Source organism: Streptomyces sp. NPDC047014 (assembly GCF_040644195.1).
GTDB lineage: Bacteria > Actinomycetota > Actinomycetes > Streptomycetales > Streptomycetaceae > Streptomyces.
This window is the reverse complement of sequence record NZ_JBEYVX010000025.1, coordinates 1-16,938: the sequence shown is the minus strand read 5'-3', so window position 1 is coordinate 16,938 and position 16,938 is coordinate 1. Positions and strand designations below refer to the sequence as shown.

Annotated in this window: 9 protein-coding genes, 1 tRNA gene and 1 rRNA gene; 2 read left to right on the top strand and 9 right to left on the bottom strand. The window is 71.4% G+C overall.

Going from position 1 to position 16,938, the window contains the following annotated elements; genetic code table 11:
- Positions 1-20: 20 nt before the first annotated feature.
- The 7 genes from ABZ873_RS16680 to ABZ873_RS16650 form a co-directional block, all read right to left on the bottom strand.
- Positions 21-545: a CinA family protein gene (locus ABZ873_RS16680; RefSeq protein WP_360871659.1), complete on the bottom strand. Its 525-nt coding sequence runs from the start codon at positions 543-545 to the stop codon at positions 21-23.
- Positions 542-1,198 (bottom strand): CDP-diacylglycerol--glycerol-3-phosphate 3-phosphatidyltransferase, encoded by a 657-nt coding sequence (pgsA, locus tag ABZ873_RS16675; protein ID WP_360871656.1) that lies wholly within the window; start codon positions 1,196-1,198, stop codon positions 542-544. Before pgsA ends, ABZ873_RS16680 begins: the two co-directional genes overlap by 4 nt.
- Positions 1,195-2,700 (bottom strand): 30S ribosomal protein S12 methylthiotransferase RimO, encoded by a 1,506-nt coding sequence (gene rimO / locus ABZ873_RS16670; protein WP_360871653.1) that lies wholly within the window; start codon positions 2,698-2,700, stop codon positions 1,195-1,197. Before rimO ends, pgsA begins: the two co-directional genes overlap by 4 nt.
- 126 nt (positions 2,701-2,826) lie before the next feature.
- A complete protein-coding gene (locus ABZ873_RS16665; protein WP_360871650.1) occupies positions 2,827-3,717 on the bottom strand; it encodes a RodZ domain-containing protein in 891 nt (296 codons plus the stop codon).
- Positions 3,718-3,936: 219 nt separating this feature from the next.
- A complete protein-coding gene (locus ABZ873_RS16660; protein WP_360871647.1) occupies positions 3,937-6,762 on the bottom strand; it encodes a DNA translocase FtsK in 2,826 nt (941 codons plus the stop codon).
- Positions 6,763-6,895: 133 nt separating this feature from the next.
- Positions 6,896-7,579: a response regulator gene (locus ABZ873_RS16655; protein ID WP_360871643.1), complete on the bottom strand. Its 684-nt coding sequence runs from the start codon at positions 7,577-7,579 to the stop codon at positions 6,896-6,898.
- A 273-nt stretch (positions 7,580-7,852) separates the two neighbouring features.
- On the bottom strand, positions 7,853-13,393 hold the full coding sequence (locus ABZ873_RS16650; protein WP_360871640.1) for a HAMP domain-containing protein: 5,541 nt from the start codon (positions 13,391-13,393) through the stop codon (positions 7,853-7,855).
- Between the two features lie 167 nt (positions 13,394-13,560).
- Between ABZ873_RS16650 and ABZ873_RS16645 the strand changes: the two genes are divergently transcribed.
- Together ABZ873_RS16645 and ABZ873_RS16640 are read left to right on the top strand one after the other, a co-directional pair.
- Entirely contained in the window at positions 13,561-16,146 is a 2,586-nt protein-coding gene (locus ABZ873_RS16645) for a SpoIIE family protein phosphatase (protein ID WP_360871637.1), read from the top strand.
- A gap of 42 nt (positions 16,147-16,188) precedes the next feature.
- Complete coding sequence (locus ABZ873_RS16640; protein WP_360871634.1) at positions 16,189-16,701, top strand: DinB family protein; 513 nt, start codon at positions 16,189-16,191, stop codon at positions 16,699-16,701.
- Between the two features lie 63 nt (positions 16,702-16,764).
- Here ABZ873_RS16640 and ABZ873_RS16635 read toward each other — a convergent pair.
- Positions 16,765-16,840 (bottom strand) — tRNA-Thr (locus tag ABZ873_RS16635).
- A gap of 5 nt (positions 16,841-16,845) precedes the next feature.
- Positions 16,846-16,938: ribosomal RNA gene (rrf, locus tag ABZ873_RS16630) — 5S ribosomal RNA — on the bottom strand; the annotation flags it as partial.

The following is a 16,938-nucleotide window of genomic DNA, read 5'->3' as shown; positions in this document are numbered from 1 at the left end:
TTCACTCAGGGCTGCAAACATCAAATCCCCCCGTTCTGTTCCGTATCCTGCCTCCGCGCATTCTCCCGGAGTTGGTCCGCGAGAAGCCCGAGCACTGTGCGTGCACTCTCCCTACGAATTTCCGTCCGGGAGCCGTTCAACCTCAGCCGGGCCGTTTTCCTGCCCGCCGGACCGTCCACCGCGACGAAAACCGTCCCCACCGGCTGCCCGTCCTGCGGGTCCGGACCGGCCACGCCCGTGGTCGCGATTCCCCACGAAGCGCCCATCACGCGCCGCACCCCGGCTGCCATCTCGGCCGCGACCTGCGCGTTCACCGCGCCCTCGGCCCGCAGCAGCGCGGCGTCCACGCCGAGCACCGCATGCTTGACCTCCGTGGCGTAGGCCGTGACCGATCCGCGGAACGACCGAGAAGCACCGGGTACGGCCGTGAGGTCGGCCGCCACCATCCCGCCGGTCAGGGATTCCGCCACCGCGAGCGTCTGGTCACGCTCCGCGAGCAGCCGCAGCACCTCGGCCGCCGCTCCGGCCGCCCCCTCGTCGGTCACCGGGCGGCCCGCTCCGCGGCCAGGCCCTGGCGGCGCAGCACGACGGCCTGCCGGATGTAATCCAAACCGGTGACCACGGTCAGCACGACAGCGACCGCCATCACCCAGAAGCGGAAGGTGGCCAGCGGCCCGGTGAGCGCGAGCACGTACATGCCCACGGCCGTGCCCTGCGCCAGGGTCTTGAGCTTGCCGCCGCGGCTGGCCGGAATCACCCCGTAGCGGATGACCCAGAAGCGCATCAGCGTGATCCCCAGCTCCCGCCCGAGGATCACCCCGGTCACCCACCAGGGGAGATCACCCAGCCAGGACAGACAGATGAGCGCCGACCCCATGATCGCCTTGTCGGCGATGGGATCGGCGATCTTGCCGAAGTCCGTGACCAGGTTGTACGTCCGGGCCAGGTGCCCGTCGAAGATGTCCGTGATCATGGCCACGGCGAAGGCCGCCCACGCCCAGGCCCGCCAGACGGGGTTGTAGCCCCCGTCGGCGAGCAGCAGGAGGACGAATCCCGGCACGAGGACGAGCCGGACCATCGTCAGGATGTTGGCGATGTTCCACAGGCTGGCCTGATCGACGGCCGCGGCCCCCAGCTTCGCGCCGGGAACGGGCCGGCGGCCGGTCCCGCCCGCCGTCGATGCCGGGACTCCGGTCATCCGGCCGCCTCCTCGAAGTCCAGGTCCAGGGGCTCGGCCACCAGGTCCACGCCCAGCGTGCCGACGACCTTCGCCGTGACGATACGCCCGGGGACCAGGCCCGCGCCGTCCGTGAAGACGACCTGGCCGTCGGTCTCGGGGGCCTGGTGGGCGGCGCGCCCGTAGGCACCCTCGCCCTCCTCGGCCTCGTCCAGCGGCACGACCGTCTCGACGAGTACCTCCAGGGTCTCCCCGATCCGCTCCTCGGCGCGCTGCGTGGTCAGCTCCTCGGCGAGCCGCTGCATATGGGCCAGGCGGGCGGCGATGGTCTCCTCGTCCAGCTTGTTCTCGTAGGTGACGGCCTCGGTGCCGTCCTCGTCGGAGTAGCCGAAGACGCCGATGGCGTCCAGGCGGGCGTGGGTGAGGAAACGCTCCAGCTCGGCGAAGTCGGCCTCCGTCTCGCCGGGGAAGCCGACGATGAAGTTGGAGCGGACGCCGGCCTGCGGGGCCTTGGAGCGGATGGTGTCCAGCAGCTCCAGGAAGCGGTCGGTGTCACCGAAGCGGCGCATGGCGCGCAGCACGTCGGGCGCGGAGTGCTGGAAGGACAGGTCGAAGTACGGCACGACCTTGGGGGTGGAGGTGAGTACGTCGATCAGGCCCGGCCGCATCTCGGCGGGCTGGAGGTAGCTGACGCGCACGCGCTCGATGCCGTCCACGGCGGCCAGCTCGGGCAGCAGGGTCTCCAGCAGCCGGATGTCCCCGAGGTCCTTGCCGTAGGAGGTGTTGTTCTCGGAGACCAGCATGATCTCCTTGACGCCCTGCTCGGCCAGCCAGCGGGTCTCGCCCAGTACGTCGGAGGGGCGGCGGGAGATGAAGGACCCGCGGAAGGACGGGATGGCGCAGAAGGAGCAGCGGCGGTCGCAGCCGGAGGCCAGCTTGACCGAGGCCACCGGGCTGTTGTCCAGGCGGCGGCGCAGGGGCGCGCGCGGCCCGGAGGCGGGCGCGACACCCTCGGGCAGGTCCGCGGGCGCCTCAGCGGGCTCCTCGGCGGGTCCCTGGGCGTGTCCGGGCAGGGCGACGGCGGCGCTCTGCCGCTCGGCGGGGCTGATCGGCAGCAGCTGGCGGCGGTCGCGCGGGGCGTGGGCCTCGACGCTGCCACCGCTGAGGATGGTCTGGAGGCGGCCGGAGATGTCGGCGTAGTCGTCGAAACCGAGGACCCCGTCGGCCTCGGGGAGGGCGTCGGCGAGCTCCTTTCCGTAGCGCTCGGCCATGCAGCCGACCGCGACGACGGCCTGGGTCCGGCCGTGATCCTTGAGATCGTTGGCTTCCAGGAGGGCGTCTACGGAGTCCTTCTTGGCGGCTTCGACGAAGCCGCAGGTGTTGACGACGGCCACATCCGCGTCGGCGGCGTCCTCGACGAGCTCCCAGCCATCCGCCGCCAGGCGGCCTGCGAGCTCCTCCGAGTCCACCTCGTTACGGGCGCAGCCAAGAGTGACAAGGGCGACGGTACGGCGTTCGGGCATGGACTCAAGACTACTTCGTCCCGGCGTCGGCCCCCGCCGCACGTCCCCGTACGCGGAGATCCCCGGGGTGCCGTGGCACCCCGGGGATCTCCGGAGCCTGCTGTCCGCCCTGCGGCGGCCCCTCGGTCAGCCCGCCTGCGGCTGGTCCTTGAGGGGGTCCTCCTTGGTGTAGGTGAGACGTTCCACCTGGCCGGGACGGAAGTCGTCCTTGATCTCCTTGCCGTTCACGAAGAGCTTCACGACGCCGGCGTCGCCGAGCACGAGGTCGACGGACTCCTTGTCGGTGAAGGTCTTGGACTCCCCCTGGACGAGCGTGCCGTCGAACAGCAGCCGGCCGGTGGAAGCCTTCGCGGAGATCCAGCTCTCGCCGGTGTCGGCCGTCAGGACGACCGTGACGAGGTCCTTGGGGGCGGCCGCGATGGCGCTGTCGGAGGGCTTGGGGGTCTGGGGTGCCTGCGGGACCTGGGCGGGCGGCTTGGCGACCGTCTGCTTGGGCGCGGGCTTGGGCGAGGCGGAACCTTCCGCCATCGGCCGCTTCTCGGTCTCGCCGCCGCCGCTGAACGCGGTGAAGCCGACGAAGCCGATCACGGCGACGATGGCCGCCACCATGGCGGCGGTCCAGTTGGGCCGCTGCCGCTCGGGCCGGATGCGCTCGGCCTCGAACATCGGCGCGGCGGGGGTGGGGGCGGGCCGCCCGCCGTGGGCCGCGTCGTAGCTCTCGACCAGCGGGCCCGGATCGAGGTCGACGGCGCGGGCGAGGGTGCGGATGTGGCCGCGGGCGTACACGTCGCCGCCGCAGCGCGTGAAGTCGTCCTCCTCGATCGCGTGCACGATGGGGATGCGCACGCGGGTGGTGGAACTGACCTCGTCGACGGTGAGCCCGGCGGCGATCCGGGCCTTCTTGAGGGCCGTCCCGATGGACGGCTCATCGACGGAACGTTCGACGAGCCGGTCCTCGGACCGGTCGTCGGTCGAAGGACGCTCGTCTTCGGGGGAGTTGGCGTTGCCGATGGACACAAGGGCGCCTTTCGAGCGTGTAGCCACCTGCTGGATGTCCAGTCTAGGGGGGGTACGAAAGGGTGGAGCAACCGGAGGGTGCTCTTCCTACGCCATACGAATGGCGCCGGGAGTTCCCCTCCGGCGTGGCGGCCCGACGCCGTACGCGGGTCGTGCGCGGGGCCGCTCCCTCCCTTCAACTTGACGCGGCCCCAAGGGAAACGGTTGCCCGCGATTCGGCTACGAATCCGTCTCGCCGCGGATGACCGCGAGCACCCCGTCCAGCTCGTCCGCCTTGAGCAGGACGTCGCGTGCCTTCGAGCCCTCGCTGGGCCCGACGATCCCCCGCGACTCCATCAGGTCCATGAGCCGTCCGGCCTTCGCGAAGCCCACCCGCAGCTTGCGCTGGAGCATCGAGGTGGAGCCGAACTGCGTGGTCACCACCAGCTCCGCCGCCTGGCACAGCAGGTCCAGGTCGTCGCCGATCTCCTCGTCGATCTCCTTCTTCTGCTTCTGCCCGACGGTGACGTCGTCCCGGAAGACGGGCGCCATCTGGTCCTTGCAGTGCTGGACGATCCCGGCGATCTCGTCCTCGGTGACGAAGGCGCCCTGGAGGCGGACGGGCTTGTTCGCGCCCATCGGCAGGAACAGCCCGTCGCCCTTGCCGATCAGCTTCTCCGCGCCCGGCTGGTCGAGGATGACCCGGCTGTCCGCGAGCGAGGAGGTGGCGAAGGCCAGGCGCGAGGGCACGTTCGCCTTGATCAGGCCGGTGACCACGTCCACGGAGGGCCGCTGGGTGGCGAGCACCAGGTGGATGCCGGCCGCGCGGGCCAGCTGGGTGATGCGGACGATCGAGTCCTCGACGTCGCGCGGGGCCACCATCATCAGGTCCGCGAGCTCGTCGACGATGACCAGCAGGTACGGGTAGGGGCTGAGCTCCCGCTCGCTGCCCGGCGGCAGTTTGATCTTGCCGTCCCGGATGGCCCGGTTGAAGTCGTCGATGTGCCGGAAGCCGAAGGCGGCCAGGTCGTCGTAGCGCAGGTCCATCTCGCGCACGACCCACTGCAGGGCCTCGGCGGCCCGCTTGGGGTTGGTGATGATCGGCGTGATCAGGTGCGGGATGCCCTCGTAGGCCGTCAGCTCCACCCGCTTGGGGTCGACGAGCACCATCCGGACGTCCTCCGGGGTGGCCCGCACCATGATCGAGGTGATCAGGCAGTTGATGCAGGAGGACTTGCCGGAGCCGGTGGCGCCGGCGACGAGCACGTGCGGCATCTTGGCGAGGTTCGCCATGACGTAGCCGCCCTCGACGTCCTTGCCGAGCGCGACGAGCATCGGGTGGTCGTCCTCGGCGGCGTCCGCGAGGCGCAGCACGTCACCGAGGTTGACCATCTCTCGGTCGGTGTTGGGGATCTCGATGCCGACGGCGGACTTGCCCGGGATCGGGCTGATGATCCGCACGTCGGGGCTGGCCACCGCGTAGGCGATGTTCTTGGTCAGGGCCGTGATCCGCTCCACCTTCACGGCGGCGCCGAGGGTGACCTCGTAGCGGGTGACCGTCGGGCCGCGCGTGAAGCCGGTGACGTCGGCGTCCACCTTGAACTCGGTGAACACATTGCGCAGAGAGGCGACCACGGCGTCGTTGGCGGCGCTGCGGGTCTTGCCCGGACCGCCCTTCTCCAGCAGGTCCAGCGAGGGCAGGGCGTACGTGATGTCCCCGCGCAGCTGGAGCTGCTCGGCGCGGGCCGGAAGGGGCTGGGCCTCCGGCGGGGCCTTCGTGAGGTCCGGCACCGACAGGGTCCCGGAGGCCGCGGCGGTGGTGGCGTGCGGCTGCTCGGCGGTGGCCTCCGCCGGGCTCTCCGCGGGGGCTTCCGCGGGCCGGCCGGGCGCCGCCGGGCGCGCGGGTGCGGCTGCCTTGGCGGCGCGGGCGGGCCGGGCGGCCGGCACCGGAGTGGTGTGCTCCGCCCCCTCGCGCTCGCCGCCGATGCCCTGGGTGAGGTCCGCGACCAGCGGGGAGGGCGGCATGCCCCCGTAGACCGCGCCGTCCAGCGCGGCGGCGGCCGCGGCGGCCACGTCGACGGCGTCCATCTCCCGGTCCATCGCGGGCCGGGCGGCGGACCTGCGCGGCCTGCGCCGCCGGGCCAGCGCCTCCTCCTCGGCGGCGCTCTCCGGGTCGCCGGAGTCCGGTCCGGCCCCGCCGCGGGCCCGCCACTGCTCGGGGTCGTGCCGCCCGGCCGGGCCGGCCTCGGCCTCCCCGTAGCCCTCGTCGTACTCGTTCGGGGCGATGACCCCGAGCCGGATGCCGAGCCGGCGCAGCCGCTGCGGGATCGCGTTGACCGGGGTCGCGGTGACCACGAGCAGCCCGAAGACGGTGAGCAGCACCAGCATCGGCACGGCCAGCGGGGCGCCCATGCTGAAGATCAGCGGCTTGGAGGCGGCCCAGCCGATGAGCCCGCCGGCGTCCTGCATGGCGGTGGTGCCCTCGTCCCGGCCGGGAGCCCCGCAGGCGATGTGGACCAGGCCCAGCACGCCGATGGCGAGGGCGGAGAGCCCGACGCCGATCCGGCCGTTGGCGTCGGCCTGCTCGGGGTGGCGGATGAAACGCACGGCCATGACACCGAGCAGTACCGGTACGAGCAGATCCAGTCGGCCGAAGGCACCGGTGACCAGCATGGTGACCAGATCCCCGACGGGTCCGCTCAGGTTCGACCAGGTCCCGGCGGCCACGATCAGCGCGAGCGCCAGCAGCAGCAGCGCGAGGCCGTCCTTGCGGTGGGCGGGGTCCAGGTTCTTCGCGCCGTGACCGATGCCGCGGAAGACGGCGCCGACCGCGTGCGCGCAGCCCAGCCACACCGCGCGCACCAGCCGCACCACACCGCCCGTCGGGGACGGCGCGGGCCTGGCCGCGACCTTCTTGACCGGCGCGCGCCGCGCGGGCGCCGCCTTCTTCGCGGGGGGCTTGCGGGCGGGGGCCGCCTTCTTCGCCGGCGCCGCCGTACGGCCGGTGCGGCCCTTCGCGGCGCCCGCGGCGCTCGGGGAACCCTTACCGGACGTACGAGAGGCCATGCGCCCGAGGTTACCGGTGCGCGCGCCGGTGGACACGCGTGCCCACCCCTTCACCCGTTCGTGTCGCCGTCTCCGCGCCCTCTTTGACGCTCCGCCAGGCCACGACGCTCCGCCAGGCCGCCGGTACGCGGGGTCAGTTCTGCGCGGGCAGGACCGGGGCCCCGCCGGCCGTCCCCGGCTCCAGGGCGTCGAGCGCCCGGCGCAGCCCGGTGAGCTTGCGCTCCAGATGGGCCGCGGTGGCCACCACGCCCGCGTCGGCCGCGTCCTCGCCGAGCTGCTTCGTCAGGGCCTCCGCCTGCTCCTCCACGGCGGCCAGCCGCGCGGAGAGCTCGGCCAGCAACCCGGCCGTCTCCTTGCCCGCGTCCACGCCGTTGGCGCCGCCGCCCTCCAGCTGGAGGCGCAACAGGCCCGCCTGCTCGCGCAGTTGGCAGTTCTTCGTGTAGAGCTCCACGAACACCGAGACCTTGGCCCGCAGCACCCACGGGTCGAAGGGCTTGGAGATGTAGTCCACCGCACCCGCCGCGTAACCGCGGAAGGTGTGGTGCGGACCGTGGTTGATCGCGGTGAGGAAGATGATCGGGATGTCCCTGGTCCGCTCACGCCGCTTGATGTGCGCGGCGGTCTCGAAACCGTCCATGCCCGGCATCTGGACATCCAGCAGGATGACCGCGAAATCGTCCGTCAGCAGCGCCTTGAGCGCTTCCTCCCCCGACGACGCCCGGACCAGTGTCTGATCGAGCGCGGAGAGGATGGCCTCCAGCGCCAGCAGATTCTCCGGCCGGTCGTCGACCAGGAGGATCTTGGCCTTCTGCACCATGCCCTGTCCTCCTCGCCCCGGCACGGGGCCTCCCCGGCTCCTGGCTCCGGCCCGGCTGCCGGGACCCGTCCCGGAGAACGGCACCCGTGCGCCGTCCGTCCTTGTGCCGGTCATCGTAGCCCCAGTCGCGACATCGCCACACCCTGTCACCGAGATGTCACTGTGCACGAAGCGGAAACGTCGCGCGAGGGCGGAAGGTTCCCCGTTTGCCATGGTTGCGCACTTTCGCGCCCCCCGTGCACCGGCATACGGTCCCCTTCCGCTCCCCCTCGCTCACTTGCCCCGCATCCACTGCTCCATCACCGACAACAGGTGGTCCGGGTCGACCGGCTTGGTGACGTAGTCGGAGGCCCCGGAGTCGATGGCCTTCTCCTTGTCCCCCTTCATCGCCTTGGCCGTCAGCGCGATGATCGGCAGCCCCGCGAACTGCGGCATCCGCCGGATCGCGGAGGTCGTGGCGTAGCCGTCCATCTCCGGCATCATGATGTCCATCAGGACGAGCGTCACATCCTCGTGCTGCTCCAGGACCTCGATGCCCTCCCGCCCGTTCTCCGCGTACAGCACGGCCAGCCCGTGCTGTTCCAGGACGCTGGTGAGCGCGAAGACGTTGCGGACGTCGTCGTCCACGATGAGCACCCGCTCGCCGTGGAAGTCGTAGGTCCGCGGCGGCACCGGCAGCTCCTCCTGCCCGCTGTCCCACCCGTCCTCGGCCCCCGCCGGACTCGGCTGCCCCGGCACGGCCGTACGCGGTTCCAGGTCGCTCAGCGGCTTGCGCCGCCGCCGGAACAGCGCGCCGCCGCCCTGCCCGGATCCGCCCTGCCCCGGCCCGGCCGTCTCCACCGCCGTCGCCCGGGCGGGCGGGGCCGGAGCCGCCGGTACGGCCGAGGGCCCGGCCGGGAGCATCGGCAGCCCGGGCTGCGCCCCGTCCAGCGAGCGGCGGTACAGCTCGCCGCGGCCGCCGCCGGGGGTGGGGGGCGCGTACCCCTGCGGCGGCAGCTCGCTCGGGTGCAGCGGCAGGTACAGCGTGAAGGTGGAGCCGCGGCCGGGCTCGCTGGCCGCGTGGATCTCACCGCCCAGCAGCCGGGCGATCTCCCGGCTGATGGACAGCCCGAGCCCGGTGCCGCCGTACTTGCGGCTCGTCGTACCGTCCGCCTGCTTGAACGCCTCGAAGATCACGAGCATCTTGCTCTCCGCGATCCCGATGCCGGTGTCGGTCACCGAGAAGGCGATCAGGTCCGCGTCCGCCTCCCGCAGCGAACCGGCCTCCAGCAGCTGCTCCCGGATCGCCGTCGGCACGTCCGCACCGGCCGGGCGGATCACCAGCTCCACGGCCCCGCCGTCGGTGAACTTCACCGCGTTCGACAGCAGATTGCGCAGCACCTGCAGCAGCCGCTGCTCGTCGGTGTGCAGCGTGGCCGGCAGCTCCGGCGAGACCCGCACCGAGAAGTCCAGGCCCTTCTCCGCCGTCAGCGGCCGGAAGGTCGCCTCCACGTAGTCCACGAGCTGCACCAGCGCGATCCGGGTCGGGGAGACGTCCATCTTCCCGGCCTCGACCTTCGACAGGTCCAGGATGTCGTTGATCAGCTGGAGCAGGTCGGAACCGGCCCCGTGGATCGTCTCGGCGAACTCCACCTGCTTCGGCGACAGGTTCTCGTCCGCGTTGTCCGCGAGCAGCTTGGCCAGGATCAGCAGCGAGTTGAGCGGGGTGCGCAGCTCGTGCGACATGTTCGCCAGGAACTCGGACTTGTAGCGCATCGAGACCGCAAGCTGCTCGGCGCGCTCCTCCAGGACCTGCCGGGCCTCCTCGATCTCGGTGTTCTTCACCTCGATGTCCCGGTTCTGCTGGGCCAGCAGCTCGGCCTTCTCCTCCAGCTCCGCGTTGGCGGCCTGCAGGGCCTTCTGCCGGTTCTCCAGCTCGTCGGAGCGCTCGCGCAGCTGCTCAGTCATCTCCTGCGACTGCTTGAGCAGCATCTCCGTCTTGGAGTTGACGCTGATGGTGTTGACGCTCGTACCGATCATCTCGGCGATCTGGCTGAGGAAGTCCTTCTGGATCTGCGTGAAGGGGGTGAAGGAGGCCAGCTCGATCACGCCGAGCAGCGTCCCCTCGAAGAGCACCGGCAGCACGATCACATGCGCCGGCGGGGCCTCGCCCAGACCCGAGGAGATCTTGAGGTAGCCGGGCGGGGTGTTCTCGACGAGGATCGTCCGCTTCTCCTCGGCGACCGCCCCGATCAGCCCCTCCCCCGGCCGGAAGGAGATCGGCATCTGGCCGCCCGCGTAGGCGTAGCTGCCGCGCATCCGCAGCTCGTACGAGCCGTCCGCGCCCCCTTCCGTCCCGATCTCGGTGGTGCCCCCGGCCGGTACGGCCAGGAAGAAGGCGCCGTGCTGCGCGGAGACCACCGGGGTCAGCTCGCTCATGATCAGCGAGGCCACGTCGTCCAGGTCGCGGCGGCCCTGCATCAGGGCGGAGATCCGGGCCAGGTTGCCCTTGAGCCAGTCCTGCTCCTTGTTGGCCAGGGTGGTGTCGCGCAGGTTGACGATCATCGTGTTGATGTTGTCCTGGAGGACCTGGATCTCGCCCGCCGCGTCCACGTCGACCTTGAGGCTGAGATCGCCCCGGGTCACCGCGGTGGCCACCGCCGCGATCGCGCGCACCTGCCGGGTCAGGTTCCCGGCCATCTCGTTCACGGACTCGGTGAGGTCCCGCCAGGTGCCGTCCACGTCGCGGACCCGCGCCTGGCCGCCGAGGATGCCCTCGGTGCCCACCTCGCGGGCCACCCGGGTCACCTGGTCGGCGAAGGAGGACAGCTGGTCGACCATCGTGTTGATGGTCGTCTTGAGCTCCAGGATCTCCCCGCGCGCGTCGATGTCGATCTTCTTGGTCATGTCGCCCTTGGCGATGGCGGTCGTGACCATGGCGATCTGCCGCACCTGGCCGGTGAGGTTCGAGGCCATGAAGTTCACCGAGTCGGTGAGGTCCTTCCACGTCCCCGAGACCCCGGGCACGTGGGCCTGACCGCCGAGGCGGCCCTCCGTACCCACCTCGCGCGCCACGCGCGTCACCTCGTCGGCGAAGGACGACAGGGTCTTCACCATCGTGTTGACGGTGTCGGCGAGCTGCGCGACCTCGCCGCGCGCCTCGACGGTGACCTTCTTGGTCAGGTCGCCGTTGGCGACCGCCGCCGAGACCTGCGAGATGTTGCGCACCTGCGAGGTCAGGTTGTTGGCCATCAGGTTGACGTTGTCGGTCAGGTCCTTCCAGATGCCCGTGACCCCGCGCACCCGGGCCTGACCGCCGAGGATGCCCTCGGAGCCCACCTCACGGGCCACGCGCGTCACCTGCTCCGCGAAGGAGGACAGCTGGTCGACCATCGTGTTCACGGTGGTGACCAGTTCGAGGATCTCGCCCTTGGCGTCGACGGTGATCTTCTTGGAGAGGTCTCCGGTGGCCACCGCCGTGGTCACCTCGGCGATGTTGCGCACCTGGGACGTCAGGTTGTTCGCCATGAAGTTGACGGACTTGGTGAGGTCCTTCCAGGTGCCGGAGACGCCCTTCACCTCGGCCTGGCCGCCCAGGATGCCCTCGGTACCCACCTCACGGGCCACCCGGGTCACCTGCTCCGCGAAGTTCGACAGCTGGTCGACCATCGTGTTCAGGGTGTTCTTGAGCTCCAGGATCTCGCCCCGGGCGTCCACGTCGATCTTCTGCGACAGGTCACCGCGCGCCACGGCCGTCGCGACCTGCGCGATATTGCGCACCTGGGAGGTCAGGTTCCCGGCCATGCCGTTCACCGAATCGGTCAGGTCCCGCCAGACACCGGCCACGCCGGGCACCTGCGCCTGACCGCCGAGGCGGCCCTCCGTACCCACGTCCCGGGCCACCCGGGTGACCTGCTCGGCGAAGGCCGAGAGCTGGTCGACCATTGTGTTGATGGTGTTCTTGAGCTCCAGGATCTCGCCCCGGGCGTCCACGTCGATCTTCTGGGAGAGATCGCCCCGGGCCACCGCCGTGGTCACCTGGGCGATCTGGCGCACCTGGGACGTGAGGTTCCCGGCCATGAAGTTGACGGAGTCGGTCAGCTCCTTCCAGGTCCCGGAAACCCCCTCCACCCGGGCCTGGCCGCCGAGGCGGCCCTCCGTACCCACGTCGCGGGCCATGCGCGTGACCTGGTCGGCGAAGGAGGACAGCTGGTCCACCATCGTGTTCACGGTGTTCTTGAGCTGGAGCATCTCGCCCGAGACGTCCACCGTGACCTTCTGCGACAGATCGCCGTTGGCCACCGCCGTGGTCACCTGCGCGATATTGCGGACCTGGCCGGTGAGGTTGCGGAAGGCGGTGTTCACCGAGTCGGTGAGGTCCTTCCACGTACCGGCCGCCCCGGGCACCTGGGCCTGACCGCCCAGCTCGCCCTCGACGCCGACCTCACGGGCCACCCGCGTCACTTCCGAACCGAAGGACTGGAGCTGGTCCACCATCGTGTTGACGGTGTTCTTGAGCTCCAGCATCTCGCCGGCCACATCGACGGTGACCTTCTGCGAGAGATCGCCGTTGGCCACCGCAGTCGTCACCTGCGCGATGTCCCGCACCTGCGTGGTCAGGTTCCGGAAGACCGTGTTCACCGAGTCGGTGAGGTCCTTCCAGGTCCCCGCGGCCCCCGGCACCTGCGCCTGGCCGCCCAGCGTGCCCTTGGCCCCGACCTCGCTGGCCACGCGCGTGACCTCGTCCGCGAAGGTCCGCAGGGTCTCGGTCATCTGGTTGATCGTTTCGGCCAGCTGCGCCACCTCGCCGCGCGCGCTGACCCGTACCTTCTGCGACAGGTCACCGTTCGCGACCGCCGTCGTCACCTGCGCGATCCCGCGCACCTGGGCCGTCAGGTTCCCGGCCATGGTGTTGACCGAGTCCGTCAGGTCCTTCCACACACCGGCGACCCCGGGCACCTTCGCCTGGCCGCCCAGCTCGCCCTCCGTACCCACCTCGCGGGCGACCCGCGTCACCTCGGAGGAGAACGACGACAGCTGGTCCACCATCGTGTTCACGGTGTTCTTCAGCTGGAGCATCTCGCCGGCCACATGCACCGTGACCTTGCGCGACAGATCGCCCTTCGCGACCGCCGTGGTCACGAGAGCGATGTCACGCACCTGGGCGGTGAGCCGGTACGCCATCGTGTTGACGGAGTCGGTCAGGTCCTTCCAGGAACCGGACATCCCCCGCACCTGGGCCTGACCGCCGAGCTTGCCCTCGGTGCCCACCTCCAGCGCCACCCGCGTCACCTCGTCGGTGAACGCGGACAGCTGGTCGACCAGGTTGTTGACCGTCCGCCCGACCCGCAGGAACTCGCCGCGCAGCGGATGCCCCGCCCCGTCGGCGGTCTGCGTCCGCAGGTCCATCCGCTGGTCGAGATCGCCCTCGGCCACCGCCGACAGCACCCGGCCCACCTCGGACACCGGCCGGGCCAGATCGTCCACCAGCTGGTTCGAGGCGTCGATCGCCGCCGCCCAGGAGCCCTCGCAGGCGCCCGTTTCCAGCCGTTCGCTGAGCTTGCCCTCCCTGCCCACCGTCCGCCGGACCCGGGACAGCTCCCCGGTCAGATGCAGATTCCGGTCGGCGACCTCGTTGTAGACGGCGGCGATCTCCGCCATCACGCCCTCGCCGGACACCGTCAGCCGCTTGCGGAAGTTCCCGTCCCGCATCGACACCAGGGCCGTGAGCAGCCGGTTCAGCGCGGCGGTATCGACCTCCGTCGTCCCGCCGCGCCGGGAACGCCCGCCCTTGGGCCGCGTCCCCGTACGCCGCACCGCTGCGCCAGACTCCACCGTGTCCCTCCCGAAAGGGTCGACCGCTGTTCCACCGGACGCCGACTCCTCGCGAGCCGGCACTCCAAGCCTGCCCAGTGTTTCACCCTGGCCGAACCCGGCCATAACACTTCGGCACCATCGCATACCCGCCGTACCCTGCGGGTGGATTCCCCGACGACGGCACCATGCCGCCCGTGAAGGTAAGTAACCTGGCATCCGATGTCCAACCGCGTCGAAGGAGACTCGTGATCACGGCACGGGCGGCGGCCAGCTTCGATCCCCTCGGGCGCTCGGTCGCCGCGGCCCGCGCGTTCGTCCGCGACACCCTGCAGGGCTGGGGGTTCGCGGACATCGTCGACGACGCCGTGGTCCTGACCAGCGAGCTCGTCACCAATGCGGTGGTCCACGCCGGGACCAGCGCCGAAGTGCTGTGCCTGCGCACCGAGGACGGCGTCCGCGTCGAGGTCGCCGACCGCTACCCGGAGCGCGAACTGCCGCTGCGGCACCCCGGCGACAGCCCGTACGCCGACCCCGACCGCGAGAACGGCCGCGGGCTGATGCTGTGCGCGGCCCTCGCCACCCGCTGGGGCGTCGAGTACACCGCCACGCACAAGCACGTCTGGTTCCGCCTCGACCTCCCCGACCGCCCGGTCGGCACCCGCTCCGCGGGCCCCGTCGTCCCCGACCGGCTGCTGCCGCTGGCCGACAGCCGGGTCCGCGTCGCCGTCCTCCAGATCGACTCCGCCGACGCCGTCTCCGCCTGGAACGACGACGCCGAGCACATCTTCGGATACCCGGCGGAGAAGGCCCTCGGCCGCCCCCTCGCCGAGCTGGCCGCCTGGCCGCAGACCCCCGGCACCGGCACCGGCATCGCCGAGGCCCTGCGCCTGTCCCGCTGGGAGGGCAGCTACGGCGTCCGCGGCGCCGACGGCCGCGTCATCCCCGTCTACGCCTCCCACCTGCGGGTCCGCGATGCCCACGGCGAGCCGTCCACCGTGTGCCTCCTGGTCCACGACGACGAGCGCGCCCTCCTCCAGACCCCGGTACGGGTCCCCGCCACCGACAGCGGCGCCCTCACCGAGCCCCGCCCCGCGGACCCCTTCGAGGTCTTCATCGGCTCCCCCGCCCCCGACGACCTCGACGGCCTGCTCCAGCGCACCGTCGAACGGGCCCGGGACCTCCTCGACGCCGACGCCGCCTTCCTGCTGCTCGCCACCGACGACGAGACCGAGCTGGAGGTCCGCGCGACCACCGGCCTGCCCTCCACCCGCCAGCGCTTCGCCCGCGTGCCCGTCGAAGCCGGCGCCAACCGCTACGGATCGGCCCGGCTCCCCGCCGTCCACGACGACCTCGTCGCCCTCCCCGGCGCCGTCCCGCTGCTGGAGAGCACCGGCATGCGCTCCGCGGTCACCGTCCCCCTCAAGGTGGAGGGCCGCCTCACCGGCTCCCTCGGCGTCGCCGCCGAAGCCCCCGACCGGTACACCAACGAGGAGGCGCTGCACCTCCAGTTCGCCGCCGACCGCATCGCCCTCGCCGTGGAGTCCGCCCGCCTCGGCGAGCTGGAGCGCCTGCGCCGCGGCTCGCTGTCCTTCCTCGTCGAAGCCTCCGACCTGCTGGCCGGCACCCTGGACCGGGACCAGACCCTCGCCCTCATGGCGCAGATGACCGTCCCCACGCTCGCCACCTGGTGCGCCGTCTACACCATCGCCGACCAGTCCTCCGACCCGTACCTCTCCTACGTACTGCACGAGGACGAGGACCGCATCGACGGGCTCAAGGACCTGCTCTCCCGGGTCAGCCCGCCCGACCCGGTCCGCGAGGCCGGCGCCCGCCCGTGGCCCGACGCCGCGCTCGCGGTCGGCGGCGAGACGGTGATCCTGCCCCTCCTCGCCCGCAACCGCGTGATCGGCCTGCTCACCCTCGGCAAGCCGCGCGAGGAGCACTTCCGCCAGGAGATCCTGGAACTGGCCGAGGACCTGTCCCGCAGGGCCGCCCTCGCACTCGACAACGCCCGCCTGTACTCCGAGCGCACCGCCATCAGCCGCTCCCTCCAGCGCAGCCTGCTCCCGCCCGGCTCCCCCGCGATTCCCGGCATGGAGGTCGAGGTCATCTACCGCGCGGCGGGCGAGGGCAACGAGGTCGGCGGCGACTTCTACGACGTCTTCCCGATCCGCGACGGCGCGTACGGCTTCGCCATCGGCGACGTCTGCGGCACCGGCCCCGAGGCCGCCGCCGTCACCGGCCTCGCCCGGCACGCCCTGCGGCTCCTGGCCCGCGAGGGCCTGGGCGGCCCGGCCGTCCTGGAACGGCTGAACGCGGCCATCCTCGACGAGGGCGCCCGCAGCCGCTTCCTCACCCTCCTCTACGGCGAACTGCACCCGCAGCCCGACGGCGGCGCCCTGATGAAGGTGGTCTGCGCGGGCCACCCACTGCCGCTGCGCCTGCGCCCGAACGGCGAGGTCGACCCGGCCGCGGACCCGCAGCCCCTGCTGGGCGTCATCGAGGACCTGGACCTCTACGAGCAGACCCTCACCCTCGACCCGGGCGATGTCCTGCTCTGCGTCACGGACGGCGTCACCGAACGCCGCGAGGGCAGCCGCATGCTGGGCGACGACGGCCTCACGGAGGTCCTCACGACCTGTACGGGCCTCACCGCCGGCGCGGTGGCCTCCCGTGTGCTGCGGGCGGTGGAACGCTTCGCCGCCGAACCCGCCTCGGACGACATGGCCATCCTGGCCTTCCGCGTCCCGCATCCGCGGGTCGGCGATTAATCCCGGTGCGGGGAGCACCGGTCTGGGCTAGCCTCGGCGCCCATGCCGACTCCCCGTACCCGCCCCGATTACACCGCCGACGAACGCACCCAGCTGCTGGGCTGGCTCGACATGCAGCGTTCGATCATCCACTGGAAGTGCGAGGGCCTTTCCGAGGCCGACGCCCACCGCCCGGTCCTGCCGTCCTCCCCGCTGATGACGGCGGCGGGCCTGGTCTCCCATATGCGCTGGGTGGAGCACTGCTGGTTCGAGGTCATGCTCCTGGACCGCCCGTCCGCCCCGAACCCGCAGTTCGCGGACGGCGAGGGCGCGGACATGCAGGTCGACGGCATCCCCCTGAGCCGGCTGCTGGAGGAGTACGACCGCCAGTGCGCGGTGTCGAACGAGATCCTGGCCTCGCTCTCGCTGGACGACACGGGCCGGAACACCGCATACAAGGCCGGCGCCGCCTCGGTGCGCTGGGTCCTGCTCCACATGATCGAGGAAACCGCCCGCCATGCCGGCCACATGGACGCCATACGCGAGCTCCTGGACGGCGAGAAGGGCTACTACTGACAACAGCCGGTCCGGCCCTGAAACGCAAAAAAGCCCCCGCCGAGTGGCGGGGGCTTTTCTGTTTGGAGCCCTTTAACGGAATCGAACCGTTGACCTTCTCCTTACCATGGAGACGCTCTACCGACTGAGCTAAAAGGGCGGGTTGTTCGGCGGCGTCCTACTCTCCCACAGGGTCCCCCCTGCAGTACCATCGGCGCTGAAAGGCTTAGCTTCCGGGTTCGGAATGTAACCGGGCGT